19 protein-coding genes are annotated in these 20,960 nt (G+C 55.5%); 16 read left to right on the top strand and 3 right to left on the bottom strand.

Going from position 1 to position 20,960, the window contains the following annotated elements:
* The first annotated feature begins 121 nt into the window (after nucleotides 1-121).
* Nucleotides 122-1,051 (top strand): ZIP family metal transporter, encoded by a 930-nt coding sequence (locus CAP48_RS18885; protein WP_100699416.1) that lies wholly within the window; start codon nucleotides 122-124, stop codon nucleotides 1,049-1,051.
* Between the two features lie 34 nt (nucleotides 1,052-1,085).
* On the opposite strand, the gene CAP48_RS18880 is transcribed toward CAP48_RS18885, so the two are convergent.
* Nucleotides 1,086-1,469 (bottom strand): hypothetical protein, encoded by a 384-nt coding sequence (locus CAP48_RS18880; RefSeq protein ID WP_100699415.1) that lies wholly within the window; start codon nucleotides 1,467-1,469, stop codon nucleotides 1,086-1,088.
* A gap of 272 nt (nucleotides 1,470-1,741) precedes the next feature.
* Between CAP48_RS18880 and CAP48_RS18875 the strand changes: the two genes are divergently transcribed.
* The 13 genes from CAP48_RS18875 to CAP48_RS18815 all read left to right on the top strand — a co-directional run bounded on the left by CAP48_RS18875 (nucleotide 1,742) and on the right by CAP48_RS18815 (nucleotide 15,152).
* A complete protein-coding gene (locus CAP48_RS18875) occupies nucleotides 1,742-2,368 on the top strand; it encodes a pyridoxamine 5'-phosphate oxidase family protein (protein WP_100699414.1) in 627 nt (208 codons plus the stop codon).
* A 315-nt stretch (nucleotides 2,369-2,683) separates the two neighbouring features.
* Entirely contained in the window at nucleotides 2,684-3,157 is a 474-nt protein-coding gene (locus CAP48_RS18870; protein WP_369806376.1) for a hypothetical protein, read from the top strand.
* Complete coding sequence (locus tag CAP48_RS18865) at nucleotides 3,157-3,663, top strand: hypothetical protein (RefSeq protein WP_100699413.1); 507 nt, start codon at nucleotides 3,157-3,159, stop codon at nucleotides 3,661-3,663. Before CAP48_RS18870 ends, CAP48_RS18865 begins: the two co-directional genes overlap by 1 nt.
* A 409-nt stretch (nucleotides 3,664-4,072) precedes the next feature.
* Nucleotides 4,073-4,465 (top strand): nuclear transport factor 2 family protein, encoded by a 393-nt coding sequence (locus tag CAP48_RS18860; protein WP_100699412.1) that lies wholly within the window; start codon nucleotides 4,073-4,075, stop codon nucleotides 4,463-4,465.
* Nucleotides 4,466-4,479: 14 nt separating this feature from the next.
* On the top strand, nucleotides 4,480-5,850 hold the full coding sequence (locus tag CAP48_RS18855) for an FAD-binding oxidoreductase (protein ID WP_100699411.1): 1,371 nt from the start codon (nucleotides 4,480-4,482) through the stop codon (nucleotides 5,848-5,850).
* Nucleotides 5,850-6,662, top strand: a complete 813-nt coding sequence (locus tag CAP48_RS18850) for a transporter substrate-binding domain-containing protein (protein ID WP_100699410.1) — start codon at nucleotides 5,850-5,852, stop codon at nucleotides 6,660-6,662. Before CAP48_RS18855 ends, CAP48_RS18850 begins: the two co-directional genes overlap by 1 nt.
* Nucleotides 6,663-7,060: 398 nt before the next feature.
* Nucleotides 7,061-8,095, top strand: a complete 1,035-nt coding sequence (gene tauA, locus CAP48_RS18845) for a taurine ABC transporter substrate-binding protein (protein ID WP_100699409.1) — start codon at nucleotides 7,061-7,063, stop codon at nucleotides 8,093-8,095.
* 74 nt (nucleotides 8,096-8,169) lie between these two features.
* A complete protein-coding gene (locus CAP48_RS18840; protein ID WP_100699408.1) occupies nucleotides 8,170-8,985 on the top strand; it encodes a taurine ABC transporter ATP-binding protein in 816 nt (271 codons plus the stop codon).
* Entirely contained in the window at nucleotides 8,975-9,802 is an 828-nt protein-coding gene (locus CAP48_RS18835; protein WP_100699407.1) for an ABC transporter permease subunit, read from the top strand. Before CAP48_RS18840 ends, CAP48_RS18835 begins: the two co-directional genes overlap by 11 nt.
* Nucleotides 9,803-10,022: 220 nt before the next feature.
* Nucleotides 10,023-11,543: a PLP-dependent aminotransferase family protein gene (locus CAP48_RS18830; protein WP_100699406.1), complete on the top strand. Its 1,521-nt coding sequence runs from the start codon at nucleotides 10,023-10,025 to the stop codon at nucleotides 11,541-11,543.
* 68 nt (nucleotides 11,544-11,611) lie between these two features.
* A complete protein-coding gene (locus CAP48_RS18825) occupies nucleotides 11,612-12,412 on the top strand; it encodes an IclR family transcriptional regulator (RefSeq protein WP_100699405.1) in 801 nt (266 codons plus the stop codon).
* A gap of 53 nt (nucleotides 12,413-12,465) precedes the next feature.
* Nucleotides 12,466-13,446 carry an AAA family ATPase gene (locus tag CAP48_RS18820; protein ID WP_100699404.1) on the top strand — a complete coding sequence of 327 codons (981 nt, stop codon included), beginning with the start codon at nucleotides 12,466-12,468 and terminating at the stop codon, nucleotides 13,444-13,446.
* Nucleotides 13,443-15,152, top strand: a complete 1,710-nt coding sequence (locus CAP48_RS18815; RefSeq protein ID WP_100699403.1) for a cobalt chelatase — start codon at nucleotides 13,443-13,445, stop codon at nucleotides 15,150-15,152. Before CAP48_RS18820 ends, CAP48_RS18815 begins: the two co-directional genes overlap by 4 nt.
* On the opposite strand, the gene pta is transcribed toward CAP48_RS18815, so the two are convergent.
* Both pta and xsc read right to left on the bottom strand, forming a co-directional pair.
* The gene (pta, locus tag CAP48_RS18810) at nucleotides 15,126-16,172 is read right to left on the bottom strand and encodes a phosphate acetyltransferase (RefSeq protein ID WP_100699402.1); all 1,047 of its coding nucleotides are present in this window, start codon (nucleotides 16,170-16,172) and stop codon (nucleotides 15,126-15,128) included. The two genes, CAP48_RS18815 and pta, sit on opposite strands and share 27 nt — an antisense overlap.
* Nucleotides 16,173-16,200: 28 nt before the next feature.
* Entirely contained in the window at nucleotides 16,201-18,012 is a 1,812-nt protein-coding gene (xsc, locus tag CAP48_RS18805) for a sulfoacetaldehyde acetyltransferase (RefSeq protein WP_242444562.1), read from the bottom strand.
* Nucleotides 18,013-18,203: 191 nt separating this feature from the next.
* Between xsc and CAP48_RS18800 the strand changes: the two genes are divergently transcribed.
* A complete protein-coding gene (locus CAP48_RS18800; protein ID WP_100699401.1) occupies nucleotides 18,204-19,883 on the top strand; it encodes an amidohydrolase in 1,680 nt (559 codons plus the stop codon).
* Nucleotides 19,880-20,848 (top strand): GTP-binding protein, encoded by a 969-nt coding sequence (locus CAP48_RS18795; RefSeq protein ID WP_100699400.1) that lies wholly within the window; start codon nucleotides 19,880-19,882, stop codon nucleotides 20,846-20,848. The genes CAP48_RS18800 and CAP48_RS18795 overlap by 4 nt, the downstream gene beginning before the upstream one ends.
* Nucleotides 20,849-20,960: the final 112 nt, after the last annotated feature.

The following is a 20,960-nucleotide window of genomic DNA, read 5'->3' as shown; positions in this document are numbered from 1 at the left end:
TGTATGCTCGGCAATGCTAGAGTATCGCATATTGTCGCTGCAGAAAATTCATATTTCAGATGGCATTTTGTTACTATGTGAATGATTGTCCGCATCCGGTTTTCAATATATTAAGGTAAAAATGAATACGCACGACATTGCACAACGGTCTTTGTGGCAGGCTTGGGTGCTGCAGGCGCGCAAGAACCCGCGCGTCACTGCAGGTCTGATCGCAGCGGGCGTCTGCTTGCTGCTTTTGTTGCTTGCCGGCTCGTACCGTGCCATGACTTCGGTGGACGATGCTGCTTTCGATTATGCACTGATCGGCGGTTTCGCCGGATTTGGCGCCACTGCGCTGGGCGCGGTAGCAGTGTTTGGCCTGCGCAGCGTCCCCATTCGTACTCAGGACACCATGCTGGGATTTGCTGCCGGCATGATGCTGGCAGCCAGTTCGTTTTCCCTTTTGCTTCCGGGCCTGGAAGCGGCCCAGGAAATCACGGGCAGTGCGCTGCTGGGCTCTGCCACTGTTGTTGTGGGACTGGGGTTGGGCGTGCTGTTGATGCTCGGACTGGATTATTTTATTCCGCATATGCACCAGGAAGTGGGTACGCAAGGGCCCGAATACAAACGTCTTAACGGGGTCTGGCTGTTTGTACTGGCGATTATCTTACACAACTTGCCAGAGGGCATGGCGATCGGCGTCAGCTTTTCCCAGGGCGATATGAAGGTTGGGTTGCCTCTGACCACGGCCATCGCCATCCAGGATATCCCGGAAGGGCTGGCTGTGGCGCTTGCACTCCGGGCAATCGGCATGTCAACCGGGCGCGCGTTCTTGCTTGCGGCAGCTTCCGGTCTGATGGAACCGTTAGGGGCCATTGTGGGAGTGGGGATGTCCAGCGGGATGGCGCTGGCGTATCCGGCCAGCCTTGGACTGGCAGCGGGCGCAATGATATTTGTGGTATCCCATGAGGTGATACCGGAAACCCATCGCAATGGTCACCAGACTTTTGCCACCATCGGCCTGATGGTCGGGTTTGCCGTCATGATGTTTCTGGATACCGCGCTGGGCTGATATACCCGCTCGCGGCATCCGCCCGCGATGATGGCTAGGGTTTGATAACGTGCCAGACGTCTTTGACCCCGTCGCCGGTCATATCGCCAGGCTTGCTGTCTTTTTTGAATAGATACAGCGGTTGTCCCTTGTATGTCCATTGAGATTGATCATCATCACGCTTGATCACCTCATAGTCACCGGACTTCTCGTCCTCTGCAGTGGCCATCAGGGGCGGCCAGTTCTCTGCGCATTGACCCGAACATGCGCTTTCCCCCGGTGTCTCTTTATCCTTGTCAAAGGTATATAGCGTCATGCCGTTGCTGTCGACCAATATGCCGTTTTCTGTTTTAACCGGTGGTTCTGCAGCCAGGGCTGCGTTGCTGATAAATCCCACGCCAGCCAATGCGAGCACACCGGACAATAGTGCTTTTTTCATGAGCAGTCTCCTTGAAGATGATCGCCACCAACGACGATACATAGCAAAGGATACGCCTTCTCGGATCAATTGCATATGACATGACAGATGCCCGGCGCTTTTTTTGTGTATGCCTTGCGTCGCTACCAATTTCGCACTGTCGCACCCGTGGCATCGACTGCCGCATCCTGTCGCTGTCCGGTTACCCTCGCTCCCGGTCACATGAACGCAACGCGCAGGGCGTAGTATAGTAAGGCTGTGCTAGCTTTCGCATTTTTTCGGAGAAACCGACAGTGGCCCATGATAATTCCTACCGTATCGGCAATATTGATCAGTTGACGGCTTTGTTTGGCGCGGCCAGCGAGGCGTCTCTGAAAAAGGAAGTGGATTATATCCATCCGCTATACCGGCCTTTGATTGAAGCCTCGCCTTTTGCCATTTTGGCCACTAGCGGTCCCGATGGCCTGGATGCGTCACCACGGGGCGATCCGGCCGGTTTTGTTCAGATTGAAGATGAACACACGCTGCTGTTGCCGGAACGACGGGGAAATAATCGTATCGACAGCCTGCGCAATTTGCTTGATGATCCCCGCATTGCCCTGCTTTTTCTTGTTCCTGGCCTGGGAGAAACGCTGCGCGTCAATGGTACGGCGCATATCAGCATTGATCCGTCATTGCTGCAGCGCCTGGCCATGCACGATAAGCCACCACAATGCGTCATTGTTATGAAAGTCGAACGCGTCTATTTTCAGTGTGCTCGCGCCATCCAGCGCTCCGGGCTGTGGAATCGAGCGCCCGAGCGAGGCGAAATGAAGGTGCCGACTGCGGGCACCATTTTGGCAGGACTGACCCAACATCAAATCGACGGCCAGAAGTATGATCGGGAACTGCCGCAGCGGCAGCGCGATACGCTATATTGAGCTGCCTATGTCGGGTGTGTTTGAAGCCCTGCCGTGCCTAAGCGCAAGCATACAAATCAGCGGCAGTACGGCGGTGCAGAAGCGCACCAACATCTGATTACAACTTCCTGACGCTTCTTTATGTGCAATCAACGTGCTTAGATAATATAATGTGTTTTGTCAAAAAACCATTGTAAGCACCTGATTTTGCGCATATTTCACCGGCGGCTATTTTCCGTCTTTCCCACCGTTCTAAGGAACTGCATCGCAGCGGCCAGCGCCCGGCGCCCGAATTTTCCTGCCCGAGCCCTGCGTTTGACTGCGATTTCGCTTGTCATGGGGCTGGCGGGCTGTCAGTCCCTCGTGCTAGAGGGCTCTTCGGCGGGCGCGGGGATTGCCAGTGCGGCCCTTGCCCAGAAGGTCACCGACAACGCGGCAATCACGACCGGCATCGGCGTTGGCGTACAAGCGGCCACTCGCAGCGCAGTGCAATATGTCCAGCGCGAAATGCACGGCTATACCCAGGAGGTAATTGCCACTGCGGCCGGCAAACTGAACGAAGGCGACGTGGCCAACTGGAAGTCTATCCATTCCATTCCCATGGAACCCGATGAACAAGGGCGGGTAACGGTCAGTCGCGTTATCAGTCAAGGCCTGCTCGAATGCAAGGAAATCGTCTATTCTGTCGATAGCGAAGAAAATTCGGTACCTCGCAACGAGTTCTATGTGGCTTCCATCTGCAAAGATGGCGCTCGCTGGGCGTGGGCAACGGCAGAGCCGGCCGTCAGCCGTTGGGGAGCCTTGCAGTAATGCGGGTACCAGCGCGAATTATCGCAATCACACTTATCATTGGTGCCTTTGGTGGCCTTGCCGGTTGTTCAATGATCGCGACGCTACCGGGCATTACGGCCGGTGCGGCGACATCTTCGGTAACGGGCAACCCCGCCCTGGGGCTGACCGTTGCAGTGGCCACTAATGCAGCAGTGGATGCTGGCGTCAAATATGTGATGAAGCGGTTCAGTGCGGCGGAGCAGCAGGAAATTGCAAATGCGATAGCGCAAAGCGTACCTGGACAAGAGCGGCGCTGGCAGGTTGAACAGCCGGTGCCTTACGGCAACAACAAGGGTCGCACAATTGTCGTCAGTGAATCGGTCAACGCATTGACCACATGCAAAAAGGCATTGTTCTCGGTAGAGGATATCGCGGACGGCAAAACAGTAGAGCGCTGGTATACGCTGGATGTGTGCAAAAACGGGCAGTACTGGCTGTGGGCGCAGGCAGAACCGTCAGTCAAGCGCTGGGGATCGCTGCATTGAGCATCCGCGTCTCATACGCGAACACATTGCGACAACAGATAGCTCCAATGGCGTGTTCCGGTGGCCGATTCAACGTGGCGATCACTGAGCCATAGCGAGCCAGGGTGCTTGATCTGGAGCGCTGCAATGGACGAAAACTGGACTTCACTTCGGCTGCGGAATCCGCTTGCGTTTCGTTGCGGCGCACCAGATTAATGCAATGCACAACCGCCGCAAAGCACAGACATCGTAAGCTGGCAGGCAAACCGGCGGAAAAAGAGGATGCCGCCTGGTAAGGGTGTGCCAATCTGACATTGTGGATCAAAACAGGCCCACAAGACTGGACTCAACGAAGTGAGGGAACTGGATCTAGACCAACGAGTCAACTTCTTCTATCTTTGATCGACATATCAAAGCAGGAGAATACAAAATGAATAACGAAGTCAATATCCAGACCCTTGAAGCCTTTTCCCAGGCATGGAACGACCATGACATTGACGCCCTGATGTCATTCATGCATGACGACTGTGTTTTTGAAATGGTGGCGGGCGATCAGGTCTGCGGCAATCGAATTGAAGGGCGGGAGGCTGTCAGAAAGGCCTTCGCGGCCGCCTGGGAGAATATTCCCGATGCGCAATGGCGCAATGGCAGTCACTGGGTCAGTGGCGATCGTGGCGTATCGGAAACCACATTTACGGGTACCCAGAAGGACGGATCGCGCATCGAGGCGAACATGGTCGACCTGTTCACTTTCAAAGACGGAAAAATTCTTGTTAAAAACGCATTTCGCAAGAACCGTCCTGCGATTGCGGCCGGAAAATAGGCGGGAGCATCGTCATGGCAACTCTGATGCGTGCATACGATCCGCTGTTCGATCCCCTTACCGATACTCCGACGCAGGGCCAGCAGTACGCACCGACGTACTGGGTTGCGACAGCCGGAGAGCCCCCGCCCGATGACGGGCCGGCACCTGACGGGCTTATTGCGGACGTGGTTGTGGTAGGTTCGGGTTTTACCGGACTGTCCACCGCGCTTCATTTGGCGCAGGACCATCAGGCCGACGTTGTCGTGCTGGAGGCCAATGCTGCTGCCTGGGGATGTACCAGCCGCAATGGCGGACAGGGACAGAACGCGATGGGTCGCCTGTATCGCTCTCAGTGGCTTGCCAAATGGGGCGAGCAGACGGCAAAGCGCCTGGATGCGGAAATACGCTCCGGTTTCGAGTATTGGGAATCACTGGTGGCGCAATTCGATTGTGATGCGCAAACAGGTGGCCACCTTTACACGGCGCACCGGGACAAGAAAATTGATTTTCTGCGCAACGAAAGTCGGGTGATGAATGACGTATTCGGCTACAAGACGCGCATGCTCAGCCGTGGTGAACTGCATGAAGAATATGTGAATGACCAGGAGGCAAAAGCCGCGTTATGGGAGCCCCAGGGTGTCGGCGTGCATCCGCTGAAGCTGGCGTTTGGCTATCTGCGCCGGGCTCGCGAACTCGGCGTTAAGGTGCATACCTCTAGCCCGGTGATAAGAGTGGAAACGCGCGATGGCCTGCACCACCTGCATACACCAGGCGGTATTGTCAAGGCGCGCAAGGTGGCATTCGCCACAGGTGGTTATACAACTCAGGGCGTGCATGCAACGACACGTTCCAAACTGATGCCGATTCAGTCCAATTCCATGGTAACTCGTCCGCTGACACCACAGGAGCTGGCTGAGGCTGGGCTGAAGTCTACCGTATTTATCACGGACACCCGTACGCTCCGATTTTATTACCGGCTGTTGCCGGACGGTTCCGTGCAAATTGGCAGTCGCAGTGCCATTACGGGTAAAGACGCAGCGAACCCGAAACATCTGGAGCTGCTTAAAAAGGGCCTGTACCGCAAGTTCCCCTCACTCGAAGGCGTGCCTGTGGCCTATAACTGGAGTGGATGGGTTGATGTCAGTCACGATATGATGCCGCGCATTGTTCAGCCCGACCCAGCACTGTCAATTTATTACTCATTTGGTTATGGCGGTAACGGCGTGTCGTCGTCGGCATGGGCAGGGCGCCGGCTGGCACAGCGGATCGTGGGGCAGGACGGACTGCAGTGGGACCTTCCCATCTACAATTCACCGCTGCCTGGACATCTTTTTTCTCCTTTCCGGCGCATCGGACAGGCCATGCTTTATCACTGGTATTACCTGAGAGACGAGGTGATCTGATGAAACCCCGCCATTGCTCGCGCTACAAATCTGCAGGTTTGGCCATTACCGTATTCCTTTTTTTGATGCTATACGCAGTGATGCCGCCAGGCGCCCGATCAGCGCGGGCAGAAACGCTGGTGGTTGCCACCGATACCGCCTTCCTGCCGTTCGAGTTTCGTGAGGCAGGAAAATATGTGGGGTTTGATATTGATCTTCTAAACCTGATCACGCGTCAAATGGGGGTCTCCTACTCACTGCTTCCCATGGACTTTTCCAACATCTTTGCGAACCTGACAGCGGGCAAGGTGGACATGGCCATTGCCGGCATTACCATCACGCAGGATCGTGAGCGCAGCGTCGACTTTTCAGACCCTTATTTTCGCAGTGATATTTCTCTGGTCGTGGCCAGTGACAATGGCACGATCAACAACTTCGCTGATCTGGCCGACAAACGGATTGGCGTAAAACGCGGCACTGATGCTGCCGATTATGTGAGCCGGACGTTGCCGCAGGCCAAAGTCACATATTTCCAGAACATGGATGCAGGTTTTCCGTATCTGGAGGTGGCAGCGGGCAGGCTGGATGCGCTGGTTCACGATACGGCAAATGTGCGCTATTACAGTCAGCATAAAGGTCAGGGCCTGATTAAGGTGGCCGATAGCGTTGCGACGCAAAATGATTTTTACGCAATAGCGATGCCAAAGAACAGCGCCCTGACGTCGCGCGTGAACAACGCATTGCGCCAGACCATAAAATCCGGAGACTACGCCGCAATCTATCGCAAGTGGTTTGGCGTGGCGCCTGAACCGGACAGACTAATGATTCGCTGATTTTCCAGCAAACAGCACAGGACAAAACAAGGCAAAAACAACACCGGGCAGTATCCGCCAAGGGCCGCGCGACAAGACAGTACTCACAGGAACTAACCGTAGCAGCTGACAGAAATAACCATAGAAGCAACAGACAAAAGTCACCGATGGAAGTACCGACGGGACCGACAGAAGTCACCGATAGAAGGAACGGGCAGATGAACCGACAGAAGCAACCGCAGAAGTCATCAATCTAAGTCTTTGACCGAGAGCACCAGGAGAGCAGTACAGGAGGGAGCAGCACAATAGACAAGAGACATACCGCAATTGCAATATGAATAAATCTATAAAAAACTCATCGTTGCGCATATCAGGCGCACTTACTACAACGTTGTAAACCACCGTTCATGGAGACAAACATGAAAAACACGTTTCTGAAAAAAATGCTGTGTATCTCAGCAACCGTAGCAACGCTTGGCTGGAGTGCCCACGCAGCCGCGCAAGAGGAAGTCACGATAGGCTATCAACAGATTGTCGGACCTTATGTGTCGGCCATCGCCATGAAAAAATTCGACGAACCGCTAAAGGCTGCCGGATACACCGTGAAATGGCGTCAGTTCAGTTCAGCCGGCGATATTTCCAGTGCACTGGCTTCGGGCGGCATTCCGATTGGTGTCCTGGGCTCTACCGGTATTGCGGCGGCTGCCACTCGCGGCGTGGATATGCAGCTGTTCTGGATCCTGGATAACATCGGACATTCAGAAGCGCTCGTGGTTCGTAAGGATTCGGGCATCAGCAAGCCCGAAGACCTCAAGGGCAAGCGCATTGGCGTGCCATTTGTGTCAACGTCGCATTTTCATCTGCTCGTCGCGCTCAGTAAAGTATGGAAAATGAATCCACGCGACGTGCGTATCCTGAATATGCAACCGCCGCAGATCGTGGCCGCCTGGCAGCGTGGCGATATTGACGCAGCCTATGTGTGGCCACCAGCGTTGACGACGTTGCTGAAGGACGGAACCGTGCTTACCGACTCCGAGGAAGTCGGCAAGTCCAGTGTGCCAACGTTCGACGGCATTGTGGTTGACAAGGGGTGGGCGGAGAAGAATCCTAAATTCATGCAGGCCTACACCAAGGTCCTGGCCGATGCCTACAGCGATTACAACCAGAATGGCGCCAAATGGACACAGGACAGTCCAGAGGTCAAAGGTATTACGCAAATGATCGGTGGCGATTCCAAGGATATCCTGGAAGCGATGAAAATGCTGGTTTTCCCGACGCTAGAAGATATGGCCTCTGATACCTGGCTGAGCGGTGGCGCCAATTCCGGCGCAGCCAAGGCACTTACCGAGAGCGCCGCGTTCCTGAAGGAGCAAAAGCAGATCGACTCTGTCCTTGACGACTATAGCGGCTTTGTAAACGCAAGCTGGGCAGAGCAGGCCGCAAAGCAAAAGTAATTGCGGATGCCATATGCGTGAAAGGTGGGCTGACCACCTTTCACTGAACAAAAGTGTAGTTGGAGACAAACGCAATGCAAACTGTAGCCGAAAACTTGTATGTAAAAGATGTCAATGTGGTGTATCCCGGGATTCGCCAGAATGACAGCGTACTCGCGCTCAAGGACGTCAATCTGACCATCGACAGCGGCCAGTTCGTCGTCGCGCTTGGCGCCTCGGGTTGCGGCAAGACAACCTTTCTGAACCTGCTGGCCGGGTTCATGTCGCCCACATCCGGTTCGATCATGCTGGGTAACGAACCGATAGCCGGTCCCAGTGCCGATCGTGGCGTGGTGTTTCAGAAACACGCGCTGCTGCCATGGCTCAATGTCATCGACAACACGGAGTTCGGGCTCAAGTTGCAGGGTGTACCCAAGGCGAAACGGCACGAAATTGCGGCACGTAATTTGGAGCTGGTGGGCCTGAAGGACTTTCACCAGCATATGATTTATCAGCTTTCTGGCGGGATGCAGCAGCGGGTCGGAATCGCCCGCATTCTGACCTGCAATCCGGCCATGCTGTTAATGGATGAACCCATGGCCGCGCTGGATGCGCTGACGCGCGAAACCATCCAGGAATTATTACTCAAGGTGTGGGAGGTGACCCACAAAATGTTCTTCTTTATTACGCATAGCGTGGAAGAAGCGTTGTTTCTTGGCTCGCGGCTGATCGTGATGTCGCCAAGGCCCGGACGCATTACCAATACCTACGATTTGTCGTTCAACCGTGAATTTCTGGCAGGCAAAAGCGCCAGGGAAATCAAATCCAGCCCCGAGTTCATTCAAATGCGCGAGACAGTCCTCAATATTATTTACAGCGATGAGCGCGAAGGGGGCGAACATGCTCAATAAACTTTTCGGCAAGTCCGCAACTGTGCCCGGACAAGTCTATGGTGCACCCGGTGCCGGCGCCAGCGTTTTCATCAGTATTTCAACTGCAATCTCGCTGCTGTTGCTCTGGTCCATTGTGACTTATTTTGGCTGGGTAAAGCCCTTGTTTCTGCCATCCCCCGTCGCGGTTTACAACAAATTTCTGGTCGGCATGACAGATGGCATAGCGAACGCTACGCTAATTGAGCATACCGTAGCCAGCCTGACGCGGGTGTTTTCGGCTTTCTTTCTGGCGTTGCTCACTGCTGTGCCGGTGGGCATTATGATGGGCGTCAATCGCGTGGCGCGCGGGCTGTTTGATCCTGTGATCGAATTTTACCGGCCACTTCCACCATTGGCATACCTGCCGCTGGTCATTATTTGGTTCGGTATTGGCGAGTTCCCGAAAGTGTTCCTGATATATCTGGCAATCTTTGCGCCCATGGCGATTGCTGCCCGGGCCGGCGTCAAGTCGGTATCGATGGAACAGATCCATGCTGCTTATTCCATGGGCGGCAGTAACCGGCAGATCGTCTGCTACGTGATATTGAAATCGGCCTTGCCCGAAATCTTCACTGGGATGCGTATCGGTATTGGTGTGGGCTGGAGTACACTGGTTGCTGCCGAAATGGTCGCTGCAGACCGCGGACTTGGGTTCATGGTATTGAACGCCGCGCAATATCTGGCCAGTGACACCGTAATCATGGGGATCATCATTATCGGGTTCTTTGCATTTATCTTTGATGCCCTGATCCGCTATATAGAAAAAGCCATGGTCCCCTGGAAGGGCAAGGTATAGGCAAATTGTGTGATCGCCGCAGATTTAACGACATGGGTCGCCTGAGCATGGCGGCCATGTCCGTTTCAGGGATAATCGCAAGCTGTTATTTCGATTGAAATTGTCGCGAGACCGCAAGCCTACGCATCTGCCAGGCGCCGGATCGCCTACTTTGGCCTGTTACAAGATAGAAGCAATGAGTAATCACAGAAAACGTGTTAATCCAGAATCGGACAAGCTCATGGCGCCCAGCCGGGCTGCCTTGAGCGCGCTGCTTTGGGAAAAACTCTTTCGTGAAACCAGCGAGTCTCTGGGTCTGCAGGGCCGGATCAGGCAAATGCTGGTCGCCGCCATTACGCAGGGACACCTGACGCCAGACTCGCCGGTGCCGTCCAGCCGGTTTATGTCGGACACACTCAAGGTCGCGCGCAATACCGTTGTGTTTGCCTACCAGGAGCTGGTCAGCGAAGGGTATTTGATCACGCGCAACCGCAGCGGCCATTTCGTGGGGCAGGCAGCGCAACAACGCAATATGCTGGATATTACTGCCAGGGTCGGCAATGATGATGAAACCGATTTCTGGCACGAGCGCATTCACGCGCGTCCCAGCCAGCAACGCAATATCCGCAAGCCGGCCAATTGGCAAACCCAACCCTATCCCTTTGTATATGGCCAGTTCGATCCCGCCTTGTTTCCGACCTCGGAATGGCGCGAATGCTGCATGAAGGCGCTTTCGATCGTGGACATTCGCAGTTGGGCGCAGGATCTGATCATGATGGATGATCCGGAAATTATTGCAGCGATCCAGAACCAGGTTTTACCGCGACGGGGCTTTTCGGCAACGAAGGACGAGATCATGGTAACGGTGGGGGCCCAGCATGCGCTTTATCTGCTGGCGGACCTGTTGATCAGGCCGGGCAATAAAGTGGGTGTGGAAGAACCCGGCTATCCGGATGCCCGTAATATTTTTTCGAGTCGCACCCGTCATGTGGTGCCCGTGCCGGTTAACGAAGAGGGCGTGGATGTGCAGGCCATTACCGCTGACATGGATATGATTTTTGTCACGCCCAGTCACCAATGTCCGACCGGCGTGACGATGTCAATGGCGCGACGTCAGGCGCTGCTTGAAAAAGCGGGCGCCTGCAATACCGTGATTGTTGAAGACGATTTTGAATTCGAAAACAGCTTTGTTGATAAGCCCTTTCCTGCGCTTAAAAGTCTGGACCAGAATGGCCGCGTCATCTATGTCGGCAGCCTGTCCAAAACCTTTGCACCTGGATTGCGTCTTGGTTTTATCGTCGGCCCCAAGCCGCTGGTCGACGAATTACGTGCCCTCAAGCGGCTGATGTTGCGGCATGCCCCCTCGTTTTTGCAACGCGCTTTCGCCCTGTTCGTGTCGCTGGGGCATTACCAGTCTTTTCTGCGAAAGCAGTCACAAATCTACGGACAGCGCGAGCGCGCTCTGCGTGATGCGCTAAGGCAGTATCTGCCCGCGTTCCAGATTATTTCTTCGCCGGGCGGATCGTTTTGCTGGGTCAGGGCGCCGGAGCATATCGACACGACGGCATTGACGGCAGTGGCATTGCAAAACGGAATTGTCCTGGAGCCGGGAGAGGTGTTCTTTAGCCGGGTCTCGAAAAGCGCCAGGCGGTACATCCGTTTCGGCTATGGCTCCATTGACGAGCCCAAAATTGCCGCTGGCATCAGCACGCTGGCAGAACTAGTTACTCAGCATTTTCCGTCGGCCACACGAAAACATTGATAGATATTCCATTTATTGGTATAATTTATTTCAATAACTGAAATAAATGACGCGCATGAGGCGCAAGAATGGCAATTTCTATGGATATGATCGAATCTGAACGTGTCGAAGGCAATACTCCAACGCTGCGGCTGTTTGCTCTGTTAGAGGTTATTGCCGAAAAGGACAGCTACTTTTCGCTGCAAAGCCTGAGTGAAGAACTGGGTATTCCCAAGCCGACCTTGCATCGTATGTTACAGCAACTGGAAAGCGCCAGGCTGATTATTCGCGACGGTGATGGCAGGCAGTACAGCACGGGCCGCCGGCTGCACCAGATGGCAGAAAAACTGCTGCTCAATAACACCATTCACGGCTCCAGGCGCGCGGTGTTGCGACATCTGGTCGAGGAAATCGGCGAAAGCTGCAACATTACGGCCTGCTCTGGCAACGAGGTACTGTATCTGGACCGCGTGGAAACCGTTGCGCCGCTTCGGTTCTACCTGCATCCTGGATCGCGTGTGCCGCTGCACTGCTCGGCCAGCGGCAAACTGTTTCTTTCGCAAATGTCGTCTTCTCAGTGTCGCCGCTTGCTCGAAGCCGCGCCGCTGGAACAGTACACCCCGAATACCCTCACGCGCTATGACGCGATAGAGCAGGAAATTGAACTGGTGCGCCGGCAAGGATACGCCATGGACAACGAAGAGTTTTTGCCTGGTCTGATCTGTATTGCCGTGCTGGTTCCGGGAGAAAACGGCAAATCGAATGTGGGCATTGCCGCACAGTCCCCCATCATGCGCATCAACCGCGAAAAGGCGTTGGAATTTTTGCCGGTATTGCGTCGTGCAGCCGACTCGCTGGCAGAAATTGAAAAAGCCAACGCGGCTGCATAAATCATTCACGCGCAGTGGTCCGCCATTGCGCTCCGCCACGGAGGCTAAACCTCATGATCACCACGCAAGACTCACACCGCGCTGTTCGCGAGATTTCCGTCAGGCAAGTCTTCGGCCTTGATACCGACCTGACCGTGCCCGCATTTTGCGAGCCCACCGAACATGTGCCGCAGATTGACTCCGCCTATCATTTCAATCATGATGTCACGCTCGCTATCCTGGCCGGCTTCATACAGAACAGGCGCGTATTGATCCAGGGCCTGCACGGCACCGGCAAATCCACACATATCGAACAGGTCGCCGCCCGCTTGAACTGGCCTTGTGTGCGGGTCAACCTGGACGGTCATATCAGCCGCCTGGATCTGGTCGGCAAAGACGCTATTGTGTTGCGCGAGGGACGCCAGGTCACCGAGTTTCAGGAAGGTATCCTGCCTTGGGCGTTGCAGCAGCCCATGGCGCTGATTTTTGACGAATACGACGCGGGTCGACCCGACGTCATGTTTGTGATCCAGCGGATCCTGGAGCGCGACGGTCGTTTCATGTTACTGGACCAGAACCGCAGCATTGCCCCGCACGCCAGTTTCAGGCTGTTTGCGACGGCCAATACCCTGGGCCTGGGCAATCTGAATGGCCTGTATCATGGCACGCAATCGCTCAATCACGCGCAGCTGGATCGCTGGAATATTGTGGCCGCTCTCAACTACCTGCAACCCGAGGACGAAGTGCAGATTACTGCCGCCCGGGTGCCGCAGATGGACAACGCACAAGGGCGCCAGACAATTCGCAAAATGGTGGATCTGGCCAACCTGACGCGCAAGGGGTTCGAGGCAGGCGATATTTCCGTGCTTATGTCGCCGCGTACCGTGATTACCTGGGCAGAGAACCGGCAGATTTTTGGCGATACCGGCCTGGCATTTCGATTGTCATTCCTGAACAAATGTGATGACGCCGAGAAAGAGCTGATTGCCGAATATTATCAGCGCTGCTTCGAGCAGGAGCTACCCGAAGCATTTATGGGTACCATGCTCACGTGAACGATATTGCGCAAAGCATATTCCAGCAGCATACCGACGAGTTGTGCGGCGCTGCCGTGCGTGCCATCAGCGGACGCACCAATGCCCATTTCAGAAAGGGTCGGTTATATCTGGATGACGACCTGGTGCCTGTACTGGCGCCGCATTTGCGGCTGGAGGCCGACAACCAGAGCTTCAGGGATTTTCGAGCGGTGGCCGATGGCATGGCGTTGCGTCTGCTTGCCAGCGATCCGACAATCTATGAACAGGCGTGTCCGCAGGACGAGACTGCCCGTCTTCTTTATGATTTTTTCGAACAAGTACGCCTTGAGGCAACGGTCGCGCCAGACTGGCCTGGCGTACACGCCAATGTACAAGCACGCTTTCGCGCCTGGGCCGAGGCGTTTGAACATTCGGCCTTGATTGAAAGCAGTCTGGGCATTTTGCTCTTTACCGTCATGCTGACCGTGTGGTCAAGAGTGACCGGAGGCGTGCCCAGCGAAGCCCAGCAGGATCTGCAGGAAGCTACGCGCGCCGGTATGGCAGATGAAATAGGCGAAGAACTCTATGCCTTGCGCCGTTTGCGTAATGATCAGGCCGCCTACGCGGTAGTGGCGGCGCGGCTTGCGCAAAAAATCAGCGCAAATTTGACGGCGGAAATGGCGCTGGATCGGCGGCAGAAGGATTCCGACAAAAATAGCCGGTCGCTGTTTTCGCTGCTGCTCACGCCGGATGCGCAACTCGAAGAAGGTTTTGATGTTGCGCCGTCCGGGCAAAGTCGGATCTTCGATCAGCATCAGTCCAGCTATCGTGTGTTCACACGTCGCTACGATCGTGTCGAGCTGGCGTCCTCGCGCGTGAGACTGGCAGAACTGAAGCAGTTTCGCCAGCAAATGGACCAGGATCGTGCTTCGTTGTCCGTCGGGGTGGCTCAATTGGCCAGGCTGTTTCGCCGCATCTTCCGCAAGCCACAGGATGACGGCTGGATATTTGGCCAGGAAGAAGGCATTCTGGATGGTCGCGCGCTCGGCCAGCTGGTTGCCAGCCCGGCCGAAACACGTATTTTTCGCCAGGACCAGGTCATCGACCGGGTCGATCAGGCTGTTACCGTTTTGCTCGATTGCTCAGGCTCCATGCGCACGCACGCACGCCGCTTGTCTGTGCTGCTTGACACCTTATTGCGGGCGCTGGGAATGGCCGGCGTGCAAACCGAATTGCTGGGTTTTACAACCGGCGCCTGGAACGGCGGCCGCGCCATGAAAGACTGGCAGCGCCAGGGCAAGCCGGCCCATCCCGGCCGCCTTAATGAGATATGTCATTTGTTATTCAAGCAGGCCGATACGAGCTGGTCACGCGCGCGACTGGATATCGCAGCGTTGCTCAAGCATGACTTGTATCGGGAAGGAGTCGATGGCGAGGCCGTTCTTTGGGCCTCACAACGGCTACTTGAGCAACCGGACAGGCGGCGCACCCTGATTGTGATCTCTGATGGTTGCCCGATGGACAGCGCCACGCAGCATGTCAATGATGACTTTTATCTGGCCAGCCACCTGCAACAAGTGATCCGCCAGACAATCAGCCAGGGCATTGACGTTGTGGGACTGGGGGTCGGACTGGATCTGAGTGCGTATTATCCTAGAAGCCTGGCGGTGGATTTGCAGCAGGCGCTCACGCCCGCTGTCTTTTACGATATAGCGCGACTACTGGCTGGCGGACACCGGCGATAATTCAGCGGTGCCGGCTTGCTGCTGTTGTTGTGCCTGCACGCAAGTGACGGCAATCACGTTGTAAACGTCGTCGGCACTGCAGCCGCGGGACAGGTCATTGGCCGGTTTGTTCAAGCCTTGCAACAGAGGGCCGATCGCAATGGCGCCGCCCAATCTTTCTGCAAGTTTGTAGCCGATGTTACCTGCATTCAGATCAGGAAAGATCAATACATTTGCTCGTCCATGGATTTGCGATTCACTGAGTTTGCGCGAGGCGATGTCGGGAATAATGGCGGCATCCAGCTGTACTTCGCCATCGATCAGCAGATGGGGCTGGGCCTGCCTGACCAGGGTGGTGGCTTGCTGCACTTTGGTAACGTTAATATGCTGGGCGCTGCCCAGGGTCGAAAAAGATAACATGGCAATGCGGGCGTCTTCGCCCAGCAGCGCTTTTGCGCTTTTTGCCGAATCCAGGGCGATGCGGGCCAGTTGCGGCGCATCCGGATCAATGACCAGGCCGCAATCGGAAAAAATCATCCCGCCCTGAGTAGGGTGGTGATCATGTTCGAAAATCATCAGAAAAAAACTGGACACGATGCTGCCAGGCGAGGCTTTGGCGCCTACTACCTGAAGGGCTGTGCGAACGACATCTGCCGTGGTATGGATCGCCCCGGCGACTGAGCCGTCGGCATCACCGGTTTGCAACATGATATTGGCATAGCACAGCGGCTGCGTAATGGCCTGCTGCGCTTGTTGCAGTGTCATGCCTTTTTTTTCGCGCAAGCGGTGCAACTGCTGTGCATAGCGTTCGCTCGCCGGGCTGGTGGCCGGATCGATAATGGTAATGCCAGAGAGATCCAGGCCGTGTCCGGTTGCGGTCGCGGCCGCTTGCGCCGGATCGCCCACCAGGATGACTTGCGCAATACGGTCCCGCTGGGCCCGTATTGCCGCTTCAAGTACGCGCGGATCCTGAGCTTCGCAAAGCACGATGCGTTTTGGGGCGGCTTTCGCCGTTTCGACGATGCGTTGCAAAACGCCCATGATTTGCTCCTCAGGTTCTCGCAATGGCTTAGACGTAGTCTTTGTATTTGTCCAAGAACCGTACCGGTTTGGACAGCGCATCGCGACGGAATGGGTCCCCAAGTTCGCGGGTGCACATGATTTCAATGACGCAGGTTTTGCCTTCGTTCATCTGCATGTCCACAGCTTTTTTCAGGGTCGGCCCCACATCTTCCAATTTGTCTACGACAAAACCGGTAGCACCCATGGCTTTGGCAATTTCGGCAAAGCTTTGGTTATCCAGTTCACCGGCGACAAAGCGGCGGTTATAGAAATCCACCTGGTTTTTCTTCTCGGCACCCCATTGACGGTTATGGAAGACGACGGCGGTCACCGGAATATCATGGCGCACGCAAGTCATGATTTCGACCATGCTCATGCCCCAGGCGCCGTCGCCGGCATAGGCGATGGCAGGACGATCAGGTGCGGCCACTTTGGCGCCGATAATCGTTGGCAGGGCATAGCCGCAGTTGCCGAAACTCATGGGAGCAAAGAAGCTGCGTGGTTTCTCGAAACGCAGATAACTATTGGCCACAGAGTTGATATTGCCGATGTCTGTAGAGACCATGACATCTTCTGGCATCGCTTTTTCCAGCTCACGCAGCACCTGGCGCGGATGCAGATATTTGCCACCTTCTTTCTTGGCTTCTTCGATCATGTCCAGACTATATGCATCTTTCTCATGCGTCCATTCGTCCAGTTCTTTTTCCCATGCCGCTTTTTCGTCGGCAATGGTTTTGGCGCGTGCTTCTTTGGTCGAATCTGAAGCCAGTTGCTTGTCTTGCAGGCGCTCCAGCAAGGCGACGGCTGCTGCCTTGGCATCGCCGCAAATGCCAACTGAAATTTTCTTCACAAGGCCCAGCATTTTGTTATCGGCATCAATCTGGATGATCTTCGCTTCCTTGGGCCAGTAATCCATGCCATGTTGTGGAAGGGTACCGAATGGGCCCAGACGTGAACCCAGTGCCACCACGACATCGGCCTGTGCGATCAGCTTCATGGCTGCCTTGGACCCCTGGTAGCCTAGCGGGCCGGCCCACAGCGGATGGCTGGCGGGGAAAGAGTCATTATGCAGATAGCTATTGACCACTGGCGCGCCCAGCCGCTCGGCCAGGGCTTTGCACTCTTCTACAGCATCGGCCATGACAACGCCGCCGCCGGAAAGGATAACGGGGAATTTGGCGGTAGCCAGCAGTTCGGCCGCTTCGTTCAGGCTCTTTTCGCCGCCGGCGCCGCGATCCAGGCGCTGTGGCTGCGGAATTTCGGTTTCAATTTCACCGTAGAAATAGTCACGGGGAATGTTCAGCTGGGTCGGACCGATTTCAGACAAGGCGCGATCAAAACAGCGGGCTGTGTACTCAGCCATGCGTTTCGGATTATTGACGTGGCCCTGGTATTTGGTGAACTCCTGGAACATCGGCAACTGGTTGGCTTCCTGGAAGCCGCCCAGTCCCATGCCCATGGTGCCCGTTTCCGGTGTAATCATGACTACTGGAGAGTGTGCCCAGTAGGCGGCGGCAATTGCTGTCACACAGTTGCTGATGCCGGGACCGTTCTGGCCGATAACCACGCCATGACGGCCACTGACACGCGCATAGCCGTCTGCCATGTGCGCGCCGCCTTGCTCGTGAACCACGGGAATCAGCCGGATGCCTGCCGGCGCGAAAATATCCATAGCGTCCATGAAGGCAGAGCCCATGATGCCAAAGATATTGGTGACGCCATTGGCGACCATGGTTTCAACAAAGGCCTCTGATGGCGTCATTTTCTGTACGCCGGTAACAGCTTTCTGCTGGGCTTGCTGGGGTGTTGACGTGTTCATGATTAACGTATCCTCACTGTGTTCGTTTGAATATTAATATTCGGTATGAAAAATTCCGATTTTTGTTAATCATACGAGCCAAACCCAGGTCGGGTCAACCTAAATTTTAAAAAACGAGATAAATAATCTCGTAATATAGAATTTTTGTTGCCGCCTATTGTAATATGATGCGGATCAAAGGAGGAGCGAACATGTCGCAATCGATATCGGACCGTGCTGAGATACGCATCTATCGTGCACTTAGTATTATTACTATGAATCCTGCGCAACCGCACGCTACGCATGTGGCCGTCAAAGAGGGCCGCATATTGGGTGCGGGGGACCTGGCGTCACTGCAGGGCTGGGGTAACGCGGTCGTCGATGACCGGTTTGCGGACAAATTCATTATGCCGGGCCTGATCGAAGGCCATAGCCATTTGCTCGAAGGCGGTATGTGGAGTTTTGTCTACGTGGGGTTTTACGACAGGCGCGGTCCGGATGGTCGGCTGTGGAAGGGCCTCAAAACGCTTGATGCCGTTGTGCAGCGGCTGCAGGAGGCGGAAAAAGCCATGACAGATCCGTCCAAAACGCTGTGCGCCTGGGGTTTTGATCCCATCTATTTCCAGGGCGAACGCATCTCGACCCGTCATCTGGACCAGGTGTCTTCCAGCCGTCCGGTTGTGGTGCTGCATGCCAGCGTCCACTTGATGAACGTAAATACTGCGATGTTGCAAATGGCCGGGATCACGGCTGACTCGGGCGTGGATGGCGTCGAACGTGACGCCACAGGACAGCTGACGGGCCAGTTGCAGGAATTTGCGGCCATGTATCTGGTATTTCGCAAAATTGGCAACGTGTATTTTGACGAAGGGCAGACCACCCATGGCATCTGGAATTTCGCGCGAGTTGCGCAACTGGCAGGCGTGACCACGGCGACCGATCTGGTCAATGACTTGAGTGCTAAAACCCTGGCCAGTCTGGAAGACACCACCGGTAGCGACACTTTCCCTTTGCGCCTGGTGCCGGCCTATGCGCCCTTGCGCGATCCCGAGGGCAAGGGGCTGGACCGAGTCTTGCCCAGCATCGCCCGCAACACGGAAAAGCTCAGCTTTGGCATTGTCAAGCTGATCGTGGACGGTTCCATCCAGGGCTTTACCGCCAGGCTGCGTTGGCCGCATTATTACCAGCCGCCGGCAGGCGCCCAGGAAAACGGTATCTGGGTGATTCCTCCGCAACAGCTGCGCGAGCTGATCCAGACTTATCACGACGCCGGGCTGACCGTGCATATTCACACGAATGGCGACGAGGCGACCGATGTGGCGCTGGATGCCCTGGAAGCGGTGCTTGCTGCCAGTCCGCGCCGCGACCACAGGCATACCCTGCAACATTGCCAGATGGCCAGCACGGCGCAGTTTCGGCGCATGGCCAGTCTGGGTGTGTGCGCCAACCTGTTTGCCAACCACCTGTACTACTGGGGCGACGCTCATTACGAGATGACTATGGGTCCCGAGCGTGCCAACCGGTTGAATGCGGCGGCCACCGCACTTGCCTCAGGGGTGCCGATCTCTTTGCATTCGGATGCGCCGGTGACTCCCATCGCGCCATTGTTTACGGCCTGGTGTGCAGTCAACAGAATGACGGCCTCGGGTCGCATACTGGGCGAGGAAAACCGGATATCTGTGCAACAGGCACTGCACGCCATGACTCTGGGCGCCGCTTATACGCTCAAGCTGGATGATCAGATCGGCAGTATTGAGACGGGCAAGCAGGCTGATTTTGCCATTCTTGAAGAAGATCCGCTGGCGGTAGATCCGCTGCGGCTCAAGGACATCCGCATCTGGGGCACCGTGCTGGCCGGTACGGTATTCCCCTGCCCGGGGACCGAAGCATGACCGGGCCTATCGCACTGACCGTGCTTGGCGGCTTTCTCGGAGCCGGCAAGACGACGGTACTCAATCACTTGTTGCAGGCGCCTCACGGACTGCGGCTGATGGTGCTGGTCAATGATTTTGGTGCCGTCAATATCGACGCATCGCTGATTCAATCGATCAGTGGCGACGGTGTGATTTCCATGCGAAACGGCTGTGTGTGCTGCTCTATGGGCGGCGAGCTGATGAATGTCCTAATGGAAATTGAAAAGCGTGCGGACAGTCTTGATGGCTTGATTATCGAAGGAAGTGGTGTGAGCGATCCCAAAAAAATCGCACAGATCGGTGCTCTGGGGCAGGGGTTTGCCTTGCAGTCCATTATTACAGTTGTGGATGCGGGGGCGGTGCTGGACCAACGCGATGATCGACACATCGGCGATATGGTCAAAACGCAGATTGCCGGCGCTCATATTATTTTGCTTAACAAAACGGATCTGGTCGACGCCGTGCAACGCCAGCAGGTAATGGACTGGCTGCATCAGATCGCGCCCGCAACTGCGGTCTTTGCCGGTAGCAATGGCCGGTATGACTGGACACTGCTGCTTTCGCCCACAGAGCAGCGCACCTTGCCAATGCCTGTAATGGCGCAAGAGGCCAATGTTGCGACCGGGCTCTTTGGCGGCGCACCGGCAATGAGGCGGGTGGCATCTTCCTTTGAGTCTTTCTGTTTTGAAGAGACCGGTGCATTTGATGAGAAGCGGTTAATGAATATTTTCAGTCACATGCCGGCAGCGGTTCTGCGCGCCAAGGGGATCGTGCTGGTTGGACCGGAAAAAAGCCGTTGCGTGCTGCATTATGTGCGAGGCCATCCCGTGACGCTGCAAAATGCGGCACACGTGGTAACGACCGCCTCACTGGTATTTATAGGAACGCCTGAGTTGGATCAGGCATCGCTGAATACAGCGCTGCGGCAGGCGCAGCTTGTCTGATTTCTGAGAGACTGCGCCGGTTTCGGCTGTGCATATATATGGGGGGCGGCTTTGCAGTTTGCCGAGTCGCCTCATTCAATGACGCGAATGCGCCAGTTGCGTCTGACCACCA

Source organism: Advenella sp. S44 (assembly GCF_002810445.1).
Taxonomy (GTDB): Bacteria; Pseudomonadota; Gammaproteobacteria; order Burkholderiales; family Burkholderiaceae_B; genus Advenella.
This window is presented reverse-complemented; position numbering and strand designations above follow the sequence as displayed.

Bases quoted from the DNA above. Each gene is read 5' to 3' on its own strand.
- CAP48_RS18850 (WP_100699410.1), top strand. From the start codon at position 5,850: ATGAAACCCCGCCATTGCTCGCGCTACAAATCTGCAGGTTTGGCCATT.
- tauA (WP_100699409.1), top strand. From the start codon at position 7,061: ATGAAAAACACGTTTCTGAAAAAAATGCTGTGTATCTCAGCAACCGTA.
- CAP48_RS18840 (WP_100699408.1), top strand. From the start codon at position 8,170: ATGCAAACTGTAGCCGAAAACTTGTATGTAAAAGATGTCAATGTGGTG.
- CAP48_RS18820 (WP_100699404.1), top strand. From the start codon at position 12,466: ATGATCACCACGCAAGACTCACACCGCGCTGTTCGCGAGATTTCCGTC.
- CAP48_RS18830 (WP_100699406.1), top strand. From the start codon at position 10,023: ATGGCGCCCAGCCGGGCTGCCTTGAGCGCGCTGCTTTGGGAAAAACTC.
- CAP48_RS18860 (WP_100699412.1), top strand. From the start codon at position 4,073: ATGAATAACGAAGTCAATATCCAGACCCTTGAAGCCTTTTCCCAGGCA.
- xsc (WP_242444562.1), bottom strand. From the start codon at position 18,012: ATGAACACGTCAACACCCCAGCAAGCCCAGCAGAAAGCTGTTACCGGC.
- CAP48_RS18885 (WP_100699416.1), top strand. From the start codon at position 122: ATGAATACGCACGACATTGCACAACGGTCTTTGTGGCAGGCTTGGGTG.
- CAP48_RS18855 (WP_100699411.1), top strand. From the start codon at position 4,480: ATGGCAACTCTGATGCGTGCATACGATCCGCTGTTCGATCCCCTTACC.
- CAP48_RS18800 (WP_100699401.1), top strand. From the start codon at position 18,204: ATGTCGCAATCGATATCGGACCGTGCTGAGATACGCATCTATCGTGCA.
- CAP48_RS18795 (WP_100699400.1), top strand. From the start codon at position 19,880: ATGACCGGGCCTATCGCACTGACCGTGCTTGGCGGCTTTCTCGGAGCC.
- CAP48_RS18825 (WP_100699405.1), top strand. From the start codon at position 11,612: ATGGCAATTTCTATGGATATGATCGAATCTGAACGTGTCGAAGGCAAT.
- CAP48_RS18880 (WP_100699415.1), bottom strand. From the start codon at position 1,469: ATGAAAAAAGCACTATTGTCCGGTGTGCTCGCATTGGCTGGCGTGGGA.
- CAP48_RS18865 (WP_100699413.1), top strand. From the start codon at position 3,157: ATGCGGGTACCAGCGCGAATTATCGCAATCACACTTATCATTGGTGCC.
- CAP48_RS18870 (WP_369806376.1), top strand. From the start codon at position 2,684: ATGGGGCTGGCGGGCTGTCAGTCCCTCGTGCTAGAGGGCTCTTCGGCG.
- pta (WP_100699402.1), bottom strand. From the start codon at position 16,172: ATGGGCGTTTTGCAACGCATCGTCGAAACGGCGAAAGCCGCCCCAAAA.
- CAP48_RS18835 (WP_100699407.1), top strand. From the start codon at position 8,975: ATGCTCAATAAACTTTTCGGCAAGTCCGCAACTGTGCCCGGACAAGTC.